Origin of the sequence: Glutamicibacter sp. NPDC087831, assembly GCF_044742845.1 — a bacterium.
Lineage (GTDB): Bacteria > Actinomycetota > Actinomycetes > Actinomycetales > Micrococcaceae > Glutamicibacter.
This window is the reverse complement of the sequence record NZ_JBIUVH010000001.1, coordinates 498,918-517,264: the sequence shown is the minus strand read 5'-3', so window position 1 is coordinate 517,264 and position 18,347 is coordinate 498,918. Positions and strand designations below refer to the sequence as shown.

Here is an 18,347-nt window from a genome sequence, read left to right as displayed (position 1 = left end):
CATCCCGCGCCCGGTGATCTCTCCCTCTCTGAATTTTTCATGAATATCGAGCTGACTAGCGTTTAATTAGTACAAAAGTATGCTATAATGGATGTATGAATAAAGTACTAATCAAAGGCATCACATGGCATCTAATCCCCTACTCACAGGAATAAACAAAACTCTTCGCATCCTCAAGCAACAGGAGTTGCTAGAAGACAGGCACGCCGGTTACGTCGCTCTGGTCAAGCAATTGGCCAAGGATTACCAGCTAGCCACCACGAGCACACAGCAAGCGGCACTCTCCAAGGAGATTCGCGAGTGCCTCAAGGCCTTGCCGACTCCCCCAACGGAAGAAACCCCAACCGCACAAAATGACACCCAAGACGTTTGGGAGTCCATAGCGAATGTTTGATCTGGGCACTCTCGGAAGTGCCCAACCGAAATACGCAACAAAGCAAGATCCAAGTCTTCCCAATGAACTCGCTTCAGTGGAAGCACTCGCCAAGGTTCTGAGAATCGAACTTCTCCCATGGCAACGACTATTCGTTTCAGTCGCAACTCAGTATTATCCGGATACCGGAGCTTACCGCTATCCATTCGTAGGTCTCACCGTTCCCCGCAGAGCTGGCAAGACAACCATCATCGGATTGATCCAGTTAGCCCGTTGCATCCGCAAACCTCAGCGCCGCTCATGGCTCACAGCCCAAACCGGTAAGGACGCACGCGAGAGGCTTTTTGATCTGGCCGACAAGGTCACCGCCTCACCACTTGGCGGCAAAGCCAAGGTACGCAGAGCGGCTGATTCACCGAGAATCGAACTCCCGAACAATTCCCGCTATCAGGCATTCCCACCTACGCCGGAATCACTCCATGGTTATCTAATCCATTGCGCGGCGGCAGACGAAGTATTCTCATTCACCGAAGAGCAGGGCAACGGCTTGCTAGGTGCGCTTACACCGGCCATGGCTACGGTGCCGGATTCCCAGTTCCTCTGGCTTTCGACCATGGGAACCTCTGAAAGCATCTTCATGAATGAACTTGTCCGTAAGGGCAGGGAATCAGTCAACGATCCAGAATCCACCATGGCCTATTTCGAATGGTCAATGGAAGACGGCTTAGACCCCAAGGATGATGAATCGTTTGGTTTTCATCCCGGCCTACAGGGTGGGCTGATCCAGATCGCGGATATCCAACAGGCACGCGAAACACTGAGTCCAGGCGAATTCATCCGCGCATATGCGAACGTCATCACGGCCAATGAAAACCCGCTCTTCGACTGGGAATCTTTCGCCAAGGCCACCGCTCAGCAGAGCAAGCCAGAACGCCGCGATATCGCCATTGGGTGGGAAGTCAACGCAGACCGTAGCAGAGCCGCAGTAGTGGCCGCTTGGAGAGATCAGGGCAAGGTCTCACTCAAGCTATTACGCAACGGTTCTAACCCCTCTAGCTGGCTCCCAGAGGTACTGGTGGAAATCAACGATGCAAGGCCACTGGCGCTAGGCGCTGACCGATACCCGCAGAATCTGGCCATGCTCAGAGAAGTGGAAGAGCTGGATACGGCATTCTCAGAAGAGCACCACCTACTGACTCCAGAGCAGGCCAAGACAGGTGCAATCTTACTGAAGAACTACACCGAAGATGGAAAGCTCCACCACAACGGGCACGACGCACTGGTGAGCGCAGTTCGCACGGCAACCTCAAGAAAGATGGGCGAGGGCTGGGTGCTCTCCCACAACTCGGAACCTGAAGTCTTGGCGGCAATGACCGCCATTCAGCTACTTCACGAGAACCGACCACAGGCCAAGCCAATGAGCGTGATTCTATGACCATGGAACGCGCAACAATCACTATCGATGTCTCCGATGAATCCATTCTCTGGATGTGCGATAAGTGCAACGTGAGAAGAATTTACGTGCTCTCAGACCGTACGAATGCCATTACGGAAATGCGCTTGCATCGTCATATCAATCATGGGAAGTCTGATAGCTGGAGAATGCACTCCACGCGAGGCAATCACTACGACTATCGCATTTAGTCCATTCGATTGTGGTATAATAGATATGTAAGTTCTTTTCTTACGTTTTTCCTCTTTCTAAATGGTTATCACACGGTTTGCCCTGCTGGGTATCTCTCAGCAGGGCACCTCCATTTAAAACAACTTCAAAGGCACTCATGGGATTTTTCAATCTATGGGGAGCGCCGAAACAATCAGGTTTACTGGCAACTCTGGATAACGATTCCACACTAATTGCCGAGCAATATCTCAGCCCATGGTCTGACAGTTCACATCTGGAACAAATCACATGGGATGCGCTTTATCCGAACACTTCAGCGGATAACGCACCGCTGACAAGATCTAGCGCAATGCAGATAGCCAGTGTTGCCAAGGCTACGCAAATTTTGAAATCCATCATTGCCAGACAGCCACTTATTGCTACCGATAAATCGGGAACTCCCCTCAAAACACAGCCGACGTTTCTCAAGCAGATAACGCAGGGCACACCGAATTACATTCTTTTATCAGCCGTCATCGACGATCTGATTTTCTACGGCAGGTCATACCTGCTGATCACTGAACGCGACAAGCGAGGCTATCCGCTTCATGCCCGATTCATCCCCAAGGATGCACAGGAGCACGACGAGCACGGCCAACTGATCAAGGCGTTCGACAAGCCAGTGAAGCCTACCGACTTCATCAGGATCGACGCGAACCACTCAGGCATCCTGAGCTATGGCCGCGAGGTCTTACGCGAAGCCCAGGATCTGGAACGCGCCGCACGCGAGGCAAGCCTCAATCCGATTCCATCGCTGATTCTCAAGAATCAAAAGGGCGAACTCGGCCCCGCTGAAGTTCAGGAGCTTCTAGCCTCTTGGAATGCCGCACGACGCAAACGCGGTGGCTCAGTCGCTTACATCAATAGTTCGCTTGAGGTGGAAGAGATGGGCGCACACATTCAGGAACAGCTCTTGATCGAGGGCAGAAATCAGGTTGCTCTACAGGTAGCCAGAATCTTTGGCCTACCGGCCTCAGCATTGGATGTTTCAGTTCCGGGCGCATCGATGAATTACATCAACCGCTCCGCTAGAAATTCGGAACTCTTAGACGCGGTGGCACCGTATCAGGTCGCCGTAGAAGAGCATCTTTCCCTATTCCTACCTAACGGGCAGTCCGCACGCTTCGACGCTTCAGGCCTCCTGCTGGAGGAACCCGGCTCCCGCTATCAGGCATACGCAACAGCTATTAACGCTGGCGTTCTCACGCCCAACGAGGCACGCCAAAAGGAGCATCTAGAACCGCTCCCAGAACCACAGGAACAACCAAATGAACAAGCTTAATCTTTACGGCCAACTACTGGCCTCCGAGGATCAGGACTCCCGCGAACTGACCTATCAGCTACTCCCCTACGGAGAAGACGGTTTCACCAATCTTGGCAAGGTCAAGGCATCACATGGCGCTTTGGACTTCCCAGAAAATCTGGAATCGCTACAGCTCAATCTTGAGCACGACTACAAGAAACCCGTAGGCAAATTCACCGCCCTCACGGATGACGAAAACGGCATCATTGCCACAGTCCGAATCTCGGAAACATCCCGAGGCAACGACGCACTTCTAGAAGCTCGCGAGGGTCTACGTACCGGAATCTCCATCGAGATCGATTCCCCGATCATCAAAAGCGGCCAGATTATCGCCGGTCGCATCACAGGAGCTGGCTTAGTGGTCAGACCCGCTTTCGAAAACGCACAACTTATTGCCGAGGATTTCGGCGCATCAGAACAGGATTCAAAACAAATGGAAAACGAAACTCCACTAGTAGAGCAGGGCGCACCACTAACCGCCGCTCACTCAGACAAGGTAGAGCTAGGCAAGGTTACTTTCGAGGCTCTACGCAATGGCCAGAACCTAGAAGCCGCACTAGCCGATCAGCTCACCACAGACGACGCTGGCAAGGTCTACATCAAGGATCAGGAAGTGGGCGAACTTTGGGAAGCACGCAAGACTGAACGCCCATTCGTTAACAAGGTCGGAGTAAAAAACCTAACCGGAATCGTACTAACCGGACACCGAAAGAACCGCACTTTTGCCGTGGCTGATTGGGCAGGTAACAAGGTAGAACTACCAACAGGCAAGTTCACCACCGAACGCGAATATTGGAACGCGAAAAGTAAGGGCGTCGCGGTCGACATCGCGATTGAACTATTGGAGTTCGGCGATGCAGACGTTATTTCAGACCTTTACGAACAGGCTGTAGATTCCTACATCGAGCAGACCGAAGCCGAACTAAAGGCCGCTGTAAATGCCGCCGCTACTCCGGTTGCTGGTATCACCAATGTGCTTGACGCAGTTTCCAAGGGTGCCGAGGTTCTAAACGGAATCGGCGCACGCATGGATTTCATCACCCTGTCCCCAGAGCTTTACAGCAAGCTAATCAACCTCAAGGGTGCAGACGCGCCATTCTGGTTAGCCGGTCAGTCAACGGTTGACGTTGCCGGTCAGAAGATCACCGCCTCAGGTCTGGTCATCTCTTCAGATGTTTCACTTCCAGCCGGGTCAATTGTGCTTGGCGATGTACGTGCAATCGACTACCGCGAAACCCGAGATTTCCGTTACCGTGCCGCTGATATCGCCAAGGGCGGAATCGATATTAGCCTTATCAAGTTCAACGCAACCAAGATCACCGATGCCGGTTCAATCCTGAAGTTCTCAGGCGTAACCGATGCAGTAGCCCCAGCTCCAGTAGAGCCAGCGGCCTAATCATGCTTACGACAGCCCAAGTTATTAGCTGGGCTGATCTAAGAATCTTGACCGATGACGAGGATCTAACCCTTGTCGTGGATTTCGTAAACCACTATGTGGATCAGTTGCCAAGCGTCGATAAAGACGAATTCGGCGCTTGGCAACCGAACACCACTTACGGGGCACTCCTCTTAGCGAACAAGCTCTATCGCCGTAAGAATTCACCCGATGGGATTGTTTCACTCGGTAATGACACCGTTTACGTGTCACGCTTCGATGCCGATATCTCCCGCGCTCTGAATCTCGGAGACCACCTCAAGCCGGTGATCGGATGAAATACGGCGACGCACTGGCAGAAGTCCAGACCCAAATCGAGGCCGCAGGAATTCTCTGCTTTATCGATGCTGAAAAGGCTATGGCTCCGTGCGCCCTACTAGTGCCAGGAGTCCTACGCTTCGACCGTCTTTCAGGCTCAGAAGACTATTCCGCGGAAGTGGACGTATACCTCTTGGCTCCCGGAAACAATTCGCTGGACGCACTGAATCATCTTCAAGATCTCTTGGAACAGCTATCCACAGCGTTCCCAATTCCCGAGGCGGAACCAATCTCGTTTCCCCTCGGAAGTGCCGGAAGTATCCCGTTACCGGGTCTGGCAATCACCCTAAATCTTAACGTTTCAAAGGATTAACAACATGGCAGTAAATGCACAAACCCTAGGAGCTGGCACCCTAACTATCGGCGCTTCAACCGATATCATCCAGCTTGCCTCACAGGTTACCGAAGTAGAACTAGCTCCCGAGGTGGATCGAGGCGATCCAATTCGCGTTCTATCTGGCGAGTCAGTCAATGGTGACCGTACCGAAAACTGGACGCTCTCAGTAACGTTCCTAACCGACCTCGGAGAGACCACCTCCGTATGGGAATACCTCTTCGAGAATCGTTCATCCGTGATGCCGTTCACCTTTACACCAAACAACTCCAAGGGCAAGCAGATTAACGGCTCCCTTACCGTAGAAGCCGCTTCACTCGGTGGCGAGGCTGGAGCTACTAGCACCTCGGAAGTTGAATTCTCCCTAGTTGGAGAGCCAACCATCAGCGCTATCACGCCGTAATCATGGCTCAGCTCTACATCGTCGGGGGCGCGAGGCTACGCAGAACATTCAAACAAGCCGGGGGCAATATGAAAGACCTCAAGGCGCTGAATCGTGAAGCCGCTGGAATCGTCGCAGACGCATCCAAGCCACTCGCTCCCGTCGATAGTGGCAAGCTCAAGCGCTCCATCAGACCCTACGCAACTACACGCGCTGGCGTAGTCCGAGCAGGTTCGAAACGTCTCCCCTATGGCGGCGTTGCTAACTACGGCTGGCCAGCCCATAACCGCGAAGCAACACACTTCATCAACGAGGCCGCACAGCTCACCGAACACACATGGGTGAACCTGTACTGGTCGAAACTCAACAAAGAACTATCAAAAGTAAAAGGAATCTAAAACATGTCTTCCACGCAGACCATGAAATTAGTAGTAACCCTCGCAGATGCAGAGGCTCAGGAAATCTCCATCAACTATTCCGACCTAGTGAAGTACGACGTTCTACGCGCACGCAAGAACTTCCCGAAGCGCGAGGAATCAGAATTCCTCTTCATGGGCATCGTCACTTACGCGGCAATGATCCGCACTGGCAAGGTGCAAGGAATCGAGGTCGATAAATTCCTAGAGAAGATCGAGGCTATCGAACCGGTAGAGGACGAGGCAGAAGCCGAATTTCCAGTTTCAGAATCTGACTAACGAGACTCAGGCGGTCATTGGTCTGTCATACAAAACGGGCATTCCGTTCCAAGACTTGGCAGACCTGCCGCCGCCCATCTTTGCCGGATATCTCCATTTACTTCAAGAGGAAATCAAGCAATCCAACAAAAAGTAAGGTCACCTAATGGCGAACAAAACCGCGATCCTTAGCGTTCGCATCGTCTCGGACTCCAAGCGCTTCAGAACAGGAATGAAGCAAGCCGAGAGCACGATTTCAAAGTTCAACAAAGCCGTAGGTAAGACTTCGCGTATAGCCGCAACCACAACAGCCCTAACAACTCTGGGCGCAATGGCGACGGCATCAGCTTCTAACGTCGCCGCTCTCACAGCTTCACTCAGTGCAGTTGCGGGAGCGGCACTCGCTTTACCCGGAATAGTTGGGGCGTTCGCAGTTGGTCTTGTGGCCATGGTCGCCGCACTGAAAGACGCACCCAAGGTACTAGGAGATCTGGCCAATAAGTTTGGTTCTCTCCAAGATTCAATATCTACGGCGTTCTGGGCATCAGCAGAAAAGCCAATACGAAGTCTTATCACAAGCACACTTCCCGCATTGGAATCCGGACTGTCAAAGGTCGGAGATTCCCTAGGCAAGTGGACAGGCGAACTAGCCGCCTCCATCGAGAAAGCCGCTAGCAACACATCACTACAAAACCTCTTCGAGAAGACCGCCGAGTCAATCGATATCGCATCTCAAGGGCTACAGCCACTAGTTGACGGCCTTAAGGCAGTTGGCGGAACCGGGCTGGAATATCTGGCACCACTGGCACAGGCATTCACTGACCTATCCACACGCTTTGGAGCATGGGCACAGCAAGCCGCTGAAGATGGATCACTCCAACGCTGGACAGAGCAAGGCATCACAGCATTGCAAAACCTAGGCGGCATTCTGCTGGGCTTAGGCGGCATCCTCTCCGCTATCGGCACCGCCGCACAATCCGCCGGAGGCGCTGGCATCGCTGAACTGGCATCAGGTCTACAACGAGTGGCCGATGTGATGAATGCCGAGCCATTCCAAGGCGCACTAACTACCGTCTTTGAGGGCGCGCATGACGCAATGGGAACCCTCGGAACCGTGCTGGCTCCACTCGGTGATCTATTCGTAGCACTGGCTCCAGTTATAGCCCAAGTGATGACTACAGCCGCCGAACTTTCAGCCGCCGTCATTTCTGGTCTAGCCCCTGGCCTCTCCGGATTGACACCGCTAATCAGCTCAGTTGTCAGTCTCTTTGGCTCACTGGCTCCGATTATCACCGTCGTGCTGGGCATTGTCTCGCAACTGGCGATCTGGATCGGACAGAACAGCACTCTATTCATGACGCTGGCCTCAGCCGTACTGGGAGCCATGGCCGCAATCTCCCTAATCCGTGGTGTACTCGCGGCATACACAGCAGTTATGGCCGTCGTGAAAACCGTTCAAATCGGCGTGACAACAGCAATGGCCGCTTACCGAGCTGGCCTTACCTTAGCCACCGCCGCACAAATCGGATTGAATGCCGCACAGCTAGCTAACCCGATGACGCTAATCATCGTGGCCGTTCTGGCACTGGTCGCAGGGATTATCTATCTCGCTACGCAGACGCAGTTCTTCCAGACAATCTGGGCGGCAATGACTTCATTCGTGCAAACCGCTATCGCCGTAGCTACCGCGTTCATCGTGGCCGCATGGCAGAAAGTTAGTTCATTCTTCACCGGAATGGTAGCCGGTATCCGTGGTGCATGGGTCGGATTCACAACCGCCGTTCAAACGCTGATAGCCGCCGCAATCGCCGTAGTTCGATCAACTATCGAAACTGTCAAGAGCACCGTAGACAGCGTGATCTCTGGAGCGCGTTCACTCTTTGAATCCGGATTCAATTTCATGCGTTCCGTAGCCGAGGGCGCGATAAACGGCGTGATCGGCCTGATCAACAATATCTCTGGCGCAGTACAGGGAGCCATTAGCTGGGTACGAGATCTCTTCTCATTCGAAATGCCCGGCTGGATGTCTTCAGTCTTTGGCGGTGGCATGACCGGCTCGGACTTCACCGGAACCATGAGCCTGTTACCTGCTGGCGATTTCGGCACTGGCGTTACTGGTGGAGGTTTCGCACTCGGTGCGCTCTCCAGAGGTGGCAACAAAACCGAAATTCATAACACTAACGTCACGGTCGAATTCAAGGGCTTAGTGACCGACCGCGTAGGCACAGCACGCGAGATCCGAAAGGTACTTCAAGACGCTGACCTACTTACAGGAGCTGGTGCCTAATGGCCACTTTTACCCCACAACGCTTAAAACGCACGCTTAGCCCAATTACCGGCGATCAATGGCAATTCGCTTTCAGCGCCGCATCATTCGTCGAGTACGACGACACGATCACTAGCATCTCGATCAACCGAGGAGTAAGTGATCGCAATGTTGGGCACAATCCGAATACGTGCGAAGTCACCTTTACTGGCAGACGCGACAATTTCCTAACTGGAAACCTTATGCGCCTGTCCCTCCGCGAGAGTGTGGCGCAGAGGCTAGCAACACATATCGGTGCCGATCCAGAGAAGATCATCCGCAGGTTTACCGGACGGCTAGCCACGATCGATATCGAGGATCTGGGCGGCGACAAGTTTTATACCTCTGTCGCTGGCTCCAGCCACCTAACACAGATGAACTACTCAGTCGCTTCATTTACGCCGAACGCTGGGCAAAACCTGGGATCGATTCTAGCGGACGCTACGAAAGCTAATGAACCTATCCGAGGCGTGGATTTTTCCACCAATCTAGGCGCTGTGAATATCCATCAGTTCGCGGCAGGTGAGCAGATGCTCTTCAAAGACGGCCTAGGTAAATACGCGACAGATATCGGGATCACTCTTCAGGAATACCGAGACGGTTCTACTAAGGCTCTTGGGATCCCGTGGCGTATAGACACCGCCGCAAGCCGAGTAGTCACCGAATACCCGCTTATGCGCAATCAGGCCATAGCTCCCGGCAACTACTCGCAACACAGTGAACGCCCCGCTGTGAGAGTGGAGTACACGATCAAAAACGAGTCTGGAGGTACGGCGACCCGCGTAGCAGAGGTGGCTAACCCCACCGGTGAACTACGAGAAACCGTATCAATTGATTGGTCCTACTTGCAGGTAGAAGACGTTCAGAATCAGTTAGTTCGCGAAGCGTATGCACGCGTATTCGGTTCAAGCTCAAGGCTATACACCCTGCCGACCGTGAAAATCGACATGTTGCTACTTCTCAAAGACGGTAGCCCCTACTCCAAAAAGATCGCTAAGCAAATCCTGGAGATGGAAGTTAGCGAATCCGTATCCCTCTCAGGCGACTGGCCTAAGTCACTTCAAGGCGTTCACTTTGCCGAGGGAATCAAAGAAATTATTACCCCTGACTCATGGGAATTCGAACTCTCATTAGTGCCACATGCAGTGGCCACAGGGAACGTATCACCAACCGTTCAGCCGAGGGCGTGGGACAGCGCAACCAAGGTTTGGAACGATGAAACTCGAGAATGGAATCAAGCATAATGGCTATTGAAGATAGCACAGTATCAAACATGGGTTTTGCATTACCCGTAGGAACAGACTTCATTAGCGCTGGCGACAACGCGATTAGTCAAAATGCTAGAGCCGCCGCTGAGGGCATAGCTAACGCCCGTTGGAAAAAGGGCACCATCCCTAACGGCGTGGACATCCGCGAATATATGTATGGGAAAGACGGTCAATACACGTCTTTACTAGGTTCAAGCACAGCCACTATGACAGGACTACCGGCCGAGTTGGTCGCTAATCCAGTCGGTTTTACCGCAGTAGCGGAAACTCTAGGCAATGGCACCACAATTACCCTTACCGATTACAGCGTTTGGTCAACAAACCGTTGGGTATGTACCTCGGCCCCAAGTACGGGCGACGGATGGAGCCGCTGGAACAAAATTAAATGGGATAACGGCGAAACTAACGAGGCACAGGACAGCGCGAACAAAGCCAGCGGATTCAAGACTTTACCTCTAATCCTCACGGCTGGGCGTGGCGGCGGTGAAGCATTAGCCCCATTATCTGCAAACGTGGAATACGACGTGAACCTATCCCCGGCGATCCACGTGTCTCGTTACCGCTTAGCAATTCGCGACGGTAACCCCCGTTGGGGAACGTTCACCGCGCAACGCATCGCACTATCTAATATCAGCTTTGGCGGTGTGCAGAAACTTACCAGTATGGCTACCGACTCAACGGGAGCGATTACATACAGCCGTTGGTTCGAAGGTGATTTCGGCAATCTGAAGTTCGACTACGTTGCCCCGCAACAGCCCCGTTATATTATCGGCGGTGGCAAACTAAACGGTACCCGACGCACTGAAATGCCATTCGAACTATGGCTAGAGGTAGAAGTACCGGCAAACACCCCGGCAATCGGACTGGTGGGCGACTCCAACAGTGTTGGCGTGAATACCACCATTCCCATTCATGATGCATGGATGTCTATCTATTGCCGCAACATGGGATTCTTTCCTGTGCTCTACGGGCATAGCGGTGACGGGACGTCACAGGCGCAAACCGTAGATCACTACAAATGGAACCGATGGAACCATCTTGATCGTCCGGATATGGTTGTGCACGCAAACGGCGCTAACGATATTCCCAGCACTGAGGGCGGCGTGACGCTAGCCCAATTGCAGGATTGGGCGCGTGCCGAGTGGGCAATTTCCGACGAGAAAATTAGCAAGAACAAACACGCCGCAGTTATAAAATCGCGTGCATCAGGAATCAATAACACGGTGCGCGTGCAATACAACAATTGGATCAAGTCGAAACCCGATCCAATCCGAGATTGGCAGGACATCGCGTCACCTGTAACCGCAAACGACGCTGGCGGTTTGCTAGCGCAGTACATCAGTAGCGACAACATTCACATGAACACAGCAGGGCAGACAGCTATCGCAACGTCTGGACTAAAGGTCATGACAGTTCGCACCGGGCTAGTCTTCAATCAAACCGCAGGGCGCACGGTCAAGGCGTGGGATTATTTGAACCAGCGTGAGCAACTGATTTATGGCGACACTGGAGAACGCCGCATGACCGATCCAGCTTTTGCAGGTGGATCGCTAGATATTTCGCGACAGGGAAACCTAGTCACTTTAAATATCGTCGCTCTGAAATTCTTCGGAACAGGAACAGTCTCACTTTCAAACTTCATCCCAGTTGGTTTCAGGCCGAGATATGTTGTTCTGGAATCCGCCGCAAAGTACTGGTCTACAGATACAGATGGAACAGCACGAGTTACAAGTTCTGGAACTTTCATGGTTCCCAACGTTCAAGCGAGTACTCAAATTTCGCTGGCAGTAACTTGGCGTACCGATGATCCATGGCCAACCACCTTACCGGGCACAGCCGCGTAACCCTTAGACCCCTTGCCCCAGTGGTGGGGGGTCTAACTTATGCTAGGGCTATGCAGAATTTTGAACTGTCCAACGAACTCTTCGCGGCGCTCATTGGTATTGGCATTGCTCTAGTGTCTCAGGTCCTAGTTAATGTCATTCATTCCATCGACAGTGGCAAGAAATGGAAGCGGCAACAAGTAATGGAGAGTTATAAGGAGTGTTTAGCCTCTACTTCAAAAATCTACACAGATATAAATATGTTGATCAAGTTTGGCGGAAATAGCGAAGCAACGAGAGAAGCACATTTGTCTCAATGCAGGACGTCTCTCGAGAGATTTAACCACTCGGTAGGAGCAGTTGACCTAGTAGCCAGTAGTAGATTCAGCAACGAATTGGGGAAATTTAGCGCGAATATGTCACTATGCGCAACGGAGATAACGACTGATGCCAACCACCTATGGACTTCTGAGCGCCATAGAGAAGTGCACTCGCCCATTCTAAGTCGACTCCGTGACCAAGCCCAGCGTGATCTCGGATTCCGTCACTGGTGGAATCGTAGACCCAAAGCCGACTAGCCTAAGCTGAGTCTATGGACTGGACTATTATCACTTCCGTTTTAGGCGGTGCCGTTGGCGCATCGATCATCACAGCATTCGTTAACTGGAGAATCAAGGTCGGGGAAGAACGGAATAGCCACACGCGCTGGCTCAGAGACAAGAAGATCGAATTTTACTCAGAAGCACTTCAGATATTTGTCGGCGTAAGACAGCAAACAGACGTGGACTGGATCGCCACGGACAAATTGAATGAACGTAGAGACGAAGTCCTCAAGGCCAACACACAGCTAGCCCTGCTGGCTCCTATTGAAGTACACAACAACGCAACCGCCGTAGTCCATTCATATTTCGACCGGGCCACGGAGCCTAGGGCAACTTATGACGAGAAGCTCCACAAGCTCCAAAAATCCATGCGTGAAGACTTAGCCGTTAAGTGACGTGAACCCCTTGTAACGCTTAGGCCCCTGCCCCAGTGGCAAAGGGTCTAAATTATGCTTAGAGTATGATTCAACTTTTCTTCAAAGCTGTGGATGTAACTACACCAACAGCCGAACAAGCGGCGAATTCTTCACCGGATCTGTTCTGGACGATTATCGCCAGCGCCTTTGGCGGGGCGCTGCTCACTAGCGCTGTAACTTTATTTACAAAGTGGCGAGACTCTAAGAATGAACATAAGAAATGGCTCAAAGATCAGAAGCTCAAGGCATACTCTGATTTACAGGCAATTTTCATACAGAGTCGAACCCATGACCCTATCGCGGGCAAGTCAAGCGAGGTACAAAACGACTTTATAGACAACTATTTCGCCCTGAATTCTCACATGAAATTATTGGCTCCCGACTCAATAAACGTCGCACTACGGGAACTGGTACAGGTTTTCAACTTGAGGCAGGATCCAGAGAAGGCGCATATCTACGACAGCCACCTGACCAAGGTGACAAACAATATGAGAAAAGACTTGGGCGTAAAGTGACACGAAAACCCTCCTAGAAACTAATCTAGGAGGGTTTCCCCATGTCAGGCCAGGATTTCAGAACAGGGTTTACGACATGTTCCGCAAATTGAGCCCTGGCACGGACGGTGGCAGGTGACCGATGTGGAGCTAATCTAGCTGCGCTTGGCCTTCTTGTTCTTCTTCTTGCTCGACGTTGCCTGGGCGCGAGTGGTGCTGGCTTCGCCATCTTCATCCGGGCCGGTGAACTGCAGGTTCTTCGGCTTCGCCGATTCGTCAACCACTGGCGCGGCAGCTGCTTCAGCTCCGGTGGGGATCTCCAAGTTGAAGAGGGTTCCGATGCTTTCCTCGCGGATGCCTTCCATCATGGTCTGGAACATGGTGTAGCCTTCACGCTGATATTCCACCAGCGGGTCGCGCTGGGCCATGGCACGCAGTCCGATTCCTTCCTTGAGGTAATCCATCTCGTACAGGTGCTCCTGCCACTTGCGACCGATGGTCGAGAGCACTACACGGCGCTCCAGATCGCGCATGGTGGAAGAACCAACAAGCTTTTCCCGCTCTTCGTACTGGTACTGGGCATCCGAGAGGATTTCGCGTTCCAGGAACTGCGCGGAGAGGTGCCCCACTCCGCCGGCCTCTTCGAGAACTTCATCGATGGTGATGCCGATCGGGTACAGCTGCTTGAGGTTGGTCCACAACGACTTGAGCTCCCAATCGTCCGGGTCGCCGACCTGGGTCGCTTCCAGGACCATTGCCTTGACGACATCTTCCAGGAAGTGGCCGACCTTTTCTTCGAGGTCGTCGCCTTCCAGGATGGAACGGCGGTCAGCGTAGATCGCTTCACGCTGGCGGTTCATCACGTCATCGTATTTCAGCACATTCTTGCGCTGCTCGGCGTTGACGCCTTCCACCTGTGCCTGGGCGGACTCAATGGCGCGCGAAACCATCTTGGATTCCAGCGCCACGTCATCTGGCATCGACGGGTTGTTCATGATGCGCTCGGCCATCCCGGAGTTGAACCGGCGCATCAGGTCATCGGTCATCGACAGGTAGAAACGCGATTCGCCCGGGTCGCCCTGGCGGCCGGAGCGACCACGCAGCTGGTTATCGATGCGGCGTGATTCGTGCCGTTCGGTGCCCAGCACGTACAGGCCGCCGAGCGCCGCAACTTCCTTCGATTCGTTGGCGACGGTTTCCTTCGCCTTGTCAAAGACTTCGTCCCAGACCGTGTTGTACTCTTCCGGGTTGTTCTCCGCATCCAGGCCACGGCGCTCCATCTCGGCCACGGCCAGGAACTCAGCGTTGCCGCCGAGCATGATGTCGGTACCGCGGCCGGCCATGTTGGTAGAAACGGTCACCGCGTTCTTGCGGCCGGCCATCGCGACCACGGCAGCTTCGCGAGCGTGCTGCTTGGCGTTGAGCACCTCGTGGCGGATGCCCTTCTTGGAGAGCAGCCGGGAGAGGTATTCGCTCTTTTCCACGCTGGTGGTGCCCACCAGGATCGGCTGTCCCGTCGCATGGCGCTCGGCAATGTCCTCAACCACAGCATTGAACTTGGCGACTTCATTCTTGTAGATGTAGTCCGACTGGTCCATGCGGATTGCTGGCTTATTGGTGGGAATCTCCACCACGCCCAGCTTGTAGGTACCCATGAATTCCGCGGCCTCGGTCTGCGCCGTACCGGTCATGCCCGAGATCTTGGCGTACATGCGGAAGTAGTTCTGCAAGGTCACGGTGGCCAGAGTCTGGTTCTCGGCCTTGATCTCAACGTTTTCCTTGGCCTCGATGGCCTGGTGCATGCCCTCGGAGTAGCGGCGGCCAGCCAGTGCACGGCCGGTATGCTCGTCAACGATCATGACTTCGCCGTTGACAACGACGTAGTCCTTGTCCTTCTTGAACAGTTCCTTGGCCTTAATGGCGCTGTTCAGGAAGCCGATCAGCGGGGTGTTGTTCGCTTCGTAGAGGTTATCGATGCCCAGGTAGTCCTCGACCTTTTCGATGCCCGACTCCAGCACGCCGATGGTGCGCTTCTTTTCGTCGACCTCGTAATCGTCTTCACGCTTCAGTCGCGAGACGATCTTGGAGAATTCGGTGTACCAGCGGTTCACATCTCCCGAAGCCTGTCCGGAAATGATCAGCGGGGTACGCGCCTCATCGATCAGGATCGAGTCGACCTCATCGACGATGACGAAGTTGTGTCCGCGCTGGACCAGCTCGTCCTTGCTCCACGCCATGTTGTCGCGCAGGTAGTCGAATCCGAACTCGTTGTTCGTGCCGTAGGTGATATCGGCTTCATACTGCTTGCGCCGCTCGGCAGGCTTCTGGCTGGAGAGAATGCAGCCGCAGGTCAGACCGAGGAAGCGGAAGACGCGACCCATCAGATCCGACTGGTACTGGGCGAGGAAGTCGTTGGTTGTCACCACGTGCACGCCGTCACCGGTCAACGCGTTCAGGTAAGCCGGTGCGGTAGCGACCAGGGTCTTGCCTTCACCGGTACGCATTTCAGCGATGTTTCCCAGATGCAGGGCAGCACCGCCCATGAGCTGGACATCGAAGTGGCGCATGCCAAGGACCCGGTCCGAGGCTTCGCGGACCACCGCAAAAGCTTCTGGGAGCAAGTCATCCAACGTCTCACCGTTAGCCAAACGTTCGCGGAACTTGTCGGTTTCACCCTTGAGCTCTTCGTCCGAAAGTTCGCGAATTTCGACTTCCAACGTATTGATCGTGTCGGCGTACTTACGAAGAGTCTTCAGAATCTTCTTGTCGCCGGTACGCAAAATACGTTCTAGCAATGATGCCACGTGGTAGCTCCCAATATCTCAAGCACAGTAATTTCTGGCGTCTTCAGTCTACGTGAGGAAAACAGCACATCTGGCTATTTCAATCCCATTTGCGCTGTTCTTATAGCGAACAGCGATTTGATCAACAGGCCCTTCACAGCCCGATTTCCACTCGTTCAAGTTCCAGCCAGCGCGCCATGCGATCCAGCTCGGCTCGCAATCCAGCCTCGACACTGGCGTCGACACCCTGCTCGTAATGCACCTGCTTTGCGTGCAGCACCGACCTGGCCCGGTCAGCTTTCAGATCCACTCGGCCCACGAACTCTTCGCCGAAAAGCATCGGGAAAACGTAGTAGCCGTAGCGGCGCTGATTTTCCGGCACGTAGATTTCGATGCGGTATTCGAACCCGAAGAACTTCTCCAGCCGGCGGCGATTGAAAACCATCGAATCAAAAGGTGACAGCAAACGCAGGTCAGGATCGATCCTGCGCGGAATCTCGGTGCCGGCCTGCAAATAGCAAGGCTCGGCAATGCCGGCAACCTGTACTTCTTCGATGAGACCAGCACGTGCCTGCTGGGCGAGCTCTTCTTTCGCCGCGCGCACCGGAAGACGGAAATACTCTGCGACGCAGTGAGCGGTGGCGATGCCAAGGGCATCCATGGCCCGGACAACCAGCCGGGCGAGGGCCTCGTGCCGCTGCGCCGCATCGAGTTCCTGTTGCGTGCCCACCACATCCGCGGCTAGTGCGTAACGGCGTTCAAACTGGGAGTTGCGTCCCAGCGTCAAGATCTTGGCTTGGGCGAAAAGGGACTCGGTGACGAACTTGGTGTCATTCCAATTCCACCCCCAATGCTTTTTCTCCCCGACCGGGGCGACGTCCAAAGCCTGGCTGATTTGCCGGGCGCTGGAGCCTGGATTATTGGACAGGTATTCAAGGACGCGATCCGAGAGGTCATGCTGTTCGGCGGAGAACCCATCTGATTTATCGATCCAGGTTCGGCGCTGCCATACCCGCAGGTCTTGAATGAGTTCGGAGCTGACCACCGAGGCCTCATGGGCCCAATATTCGGTGATAGGGCTGAGCGGTTTGGCCAGAAGCTGGTCCAGCACCTTGGTGTCATAGGCGCCGAGCCGGGCGAACATCGGCATGTAATGGGCCCTGCGAACGACGTTCACCGAGTCAATCTGCAATTGCGCGATACTGCCGATAGCGCTGACGATTCTCCGCGCGGTGACGGGTTGTTCTTTCCTGCCCTTGGACAGGCCTTGGGCGGCCAACGCGATTCTTCGTGCCTGCTTGAGGCTGAGAATGCGTTGGCCGCCCACGCTAGTTGTGGTTCCGATGACTAGCCTTCTGTTGCCAAGGCTTTGTCACGGTAGCCGCGAGTTTCCCTGGTGGCTTCTTCATTGGAGTTCAGTGATGGATCCAAGGAGATGACACCGTACTGGTACTGGGTGCGGCCATAGACCACGGCGTGCTCGCCGGTGGCTTCATCGATGAAAAGGTAGAACGGATGGCCGACCAGTTCCATGCGGTCCACTGCGTCATCAACGCTCATCACTTCTGCAGGGAAGGACTTGCGGCGGATGACCACTGGCGAGTACTCGGCGTTGGCCTCGACTTCGGCAGCTTCCGCGGCTTTCTGGGCTTCGATGGTTTCTTCAACCAACGACTTGCCGCTCGATGCGGTAGGCAGGCCGCCAGTTGCCTGGTGGACAGCCAGCGGGGTGTGGTTGCCGCGATGCACCTTGCGCTTGTCGCGGGCCTTGCGCAGGCGTTCAAGCAGTTTTGCGAACGCGATGTCGAAAGCCGCGAACTTGTCAGCGCCGCGAGCCTCGGCTCGAATTGCTGGGCCACGGCCAACAACGGTCAATTCAACGGACAGTGCAGTGCTCTGATCACGAGCGTGTGCTTCTTTGAGGACCTTGACGTCGATGCGCTGTATTTTGGTGGCCAGCTGGTCAACCTTGGTGATTTTCTCGTCAACATACTCACGGAAACGATCCGAAATGGTGATGTTGCGTCCGCTGTAGTTCAGCTCCATGGTGTCCTCCAATAGGGAGTCGGGTGACACAACAGTCCGAAAGTTCCATCCTTTCGGACTGAAGATGGGCTTTTAGCTGCATCTGTGATGCATCCCATACTTCACCTTATGCCACCGTGGCCAAGATT

The 18,347-nt window shown here is 53.9% G+C and carries 16 protein-coding genes; 13 read left to right on the top strand and 3 right to left on the bottom strand.

Annotated features, from left to right (window positions below; translation table 11 throughout):
- Positions 1-124: 124 nt before the first annotated feature.
- The 13 genes from ACIOJF_RS02535 (at position 125) to ACIOJF_RS02475 (ending at position 13,411) form a co-directional block, all read left to right on the top strand.
- Positions 125-394, top strand: a complete 270-nt coding sequence (locus ACIOJF_RS02535) for a hypothetical protein (protein WP_402741150.1) — start codon at positions 125-127, stop codon at positions 392-394.
- Complete coding sequence (locus tag ACIOJF_RS02530; protein ID WP_402741149.1) at positions 387-1,808, top strand: hypothetical protein; 1,422 nt, start codon at positions 387-389, stop codon at positions 1,806-1,808. The genes ACIOJF_RS02535 and ACIOJF_RS02530 overlap by 8 nt, the downstream gene beginning before the upstream one ends.
- Positions 1,809-2,154: 346 nt before the next feature.
- Complete coding sequence (locus tag ACIOJF_RS02525; protein WP_402741148.1) at positions 2,155-3,318, top strand: phage portal protein; 1,164 nt, start codon at positions 2,155-2,157, stop codon at positions 3,316-3,318.
- A complete protein-coding gene (locus ACIOJF_RS02520) occupies positions 3,305-4,735 on the top strand; it encodes a hypothetical protein (RefSeq protein ID WP_402741147.1) in 1,431 nt (476 codons plus the stop codon). Before ACIOJF_RS02525 ends, ACIOJF_RS02520 begins: the two co-directional genes overlap by 14 nt.
- Positions 4,736-4,782: 47 nt before the next feature.
- Entirely contained in the window at positions 4,783-5,052 is a 270-nt protein-coding gene (locus tag ACIOJF_RS02515) for a hypothetical protein (RefSeq protein WP_402735820.1), read from the top strand.
- Positions 5,053-5,409: 357 nt separating this feature from the next.
- Positions 5,410-5,829, top strand: coding sequence for a hypothetical protein (locus ACIOJF_RS02510; protein ID WP_402741146.1), 420 nt, complete (start codon positions 5,410-5,412; stop codon positions 5,827-5,829).
- A 2-nt stretch (positions 5,830-5,831) separates the two neighbouring features.
- Positions 5,832-6,206, top strand: coding sequence for a hypothetical protein (locus ACIOJF_RS02505; RefSeq protein ID WP_402741145.1), 375 nt, complete (start codon positions 5,832-5,834; stop codon positions 6,204-6,206).
- Positions 6,207-6,209: 3 nt separating this feature from the next.
- Positions 6,210-6,503 (top strand): hypothetical protein, encoded by a 294-nt coding sequence (locus ACIOJF_RS02500; RefSeq protein WP_402735824.1) that lies wholly within the window; start codon positions 6,210-6,212, stop codon positions 6,501-6,503.
- Between the two features lie 145 nt (positions 6,504-6,648).
- Entirely contained in the window at positions 6,649-8,769 is a 2,121-nt protein-coding gene (locus ACIOJF_RS02495) for a hypothetical protein (RefSeq protein WP_402741144.1), read from the top strand.
- Positions 8,769-10,031 carry a hypothetical protein gene (locus tag ACIOJF_RS02490; RefSeq protein WP_402741143.1) on the top strand — a complete coding sequence of 421 codons (1,263 nt, stop codon included), beginning with the start codon at positions 8,769-8,771 and terminating at the stop codon, positions 10,029-10,031. Before ACIOJF_RS02495 ends, ACIOJF_RS02490 begins: the two co-directional genes overlap by 1 nt.
- Positions 10,031-11,899, top strand: a complete 1,869-nt coding sequence (locus ACIOJF_RS02485) for an SGNH/GDSL hydrolase family protein (RefSeq protein WP_402741142.1) — start codon at positions 10,031-10,033, stop codon at positions 11,897-11,899. The genes ACIOJF_RS02490 and ACIOJF_RS02485 overlap by 1 nt, the downstream gene beginning before the upstream one ends.
- Before the next feature lie 571 nt (positions 11,900-12,470).
- Positions 12,471-12,875 (top strand): hypothetical protein, encoded by a 405-nt coding sequence (locus tag ACIOJF_RS02480; protein WP_402741141.1) that lies wholly within the window; start codon positions 12,471-12,473, stop codon positions 12,873-12,875.
- Positions 12,876-12,940: 65 nt separating this feature from the next.
- Positions 12,941-13,411 (top strand): hypothetical protein, encoded by a 471-nt coding sequence (locus ACIOJF_RS02475; protein WP_402741140.1) that lies wholly within the window; start codon positions 12,941-12,943, stop codon positions 13,409-13,411.
- 134 nt (positions 13,412-13,545) lie between these two features.
- Here ACIOJF_RS02475 and secA read toward each other — a convergent pair whose 3' ends face one another.
- The 3 genes from secA to hpf form a co-directional block, all read right to left on the bottom strand.
- On the bottom strand, positions 13,546-16,194 hold the full coding sequence (gene secA, locus ACIOJF_RS02470; RefSeq protein ID WP_105661490.1) for a preprotein translocase subunit SecA: 2,649 nt from the start codon (positions 16,192-16,194) through the stop codon (positions 13,546-13,548).
- A 133-nt stretch (positions 16,195-16,327) separates the two neighbouring features.
- The gene (locus ACIOJF_RS02465; RefSeq protein ID WP_402734766.1) at positions 16,328-17,500 is read right to left on the bottom strand and encodes a winged helix-turn-helix domain-containing protein; all 1,173 of its coding nucleotides are present in this window, start codon (positions 17,498-17,500) and stop codon (positions 16,328-16,330) included.
- Positions 17,501-17,520: 20 nt separating this feature from the next.
- Positions 17,521-18,219 (bottom strand): ribosome hibernation-promoting factor, HPF/YfiA family, encoded by a 699-nt coding sequence (gene hpf, locus ACIOJF_RS02460; RefSeq protein WP_105656863.1) that lies wholly within the window; start codon positions 18,217-18,219, stop codon positions 17,521-17,523.
- Positions 18,220-18,347: the final 128 nt, after the last annotated feature.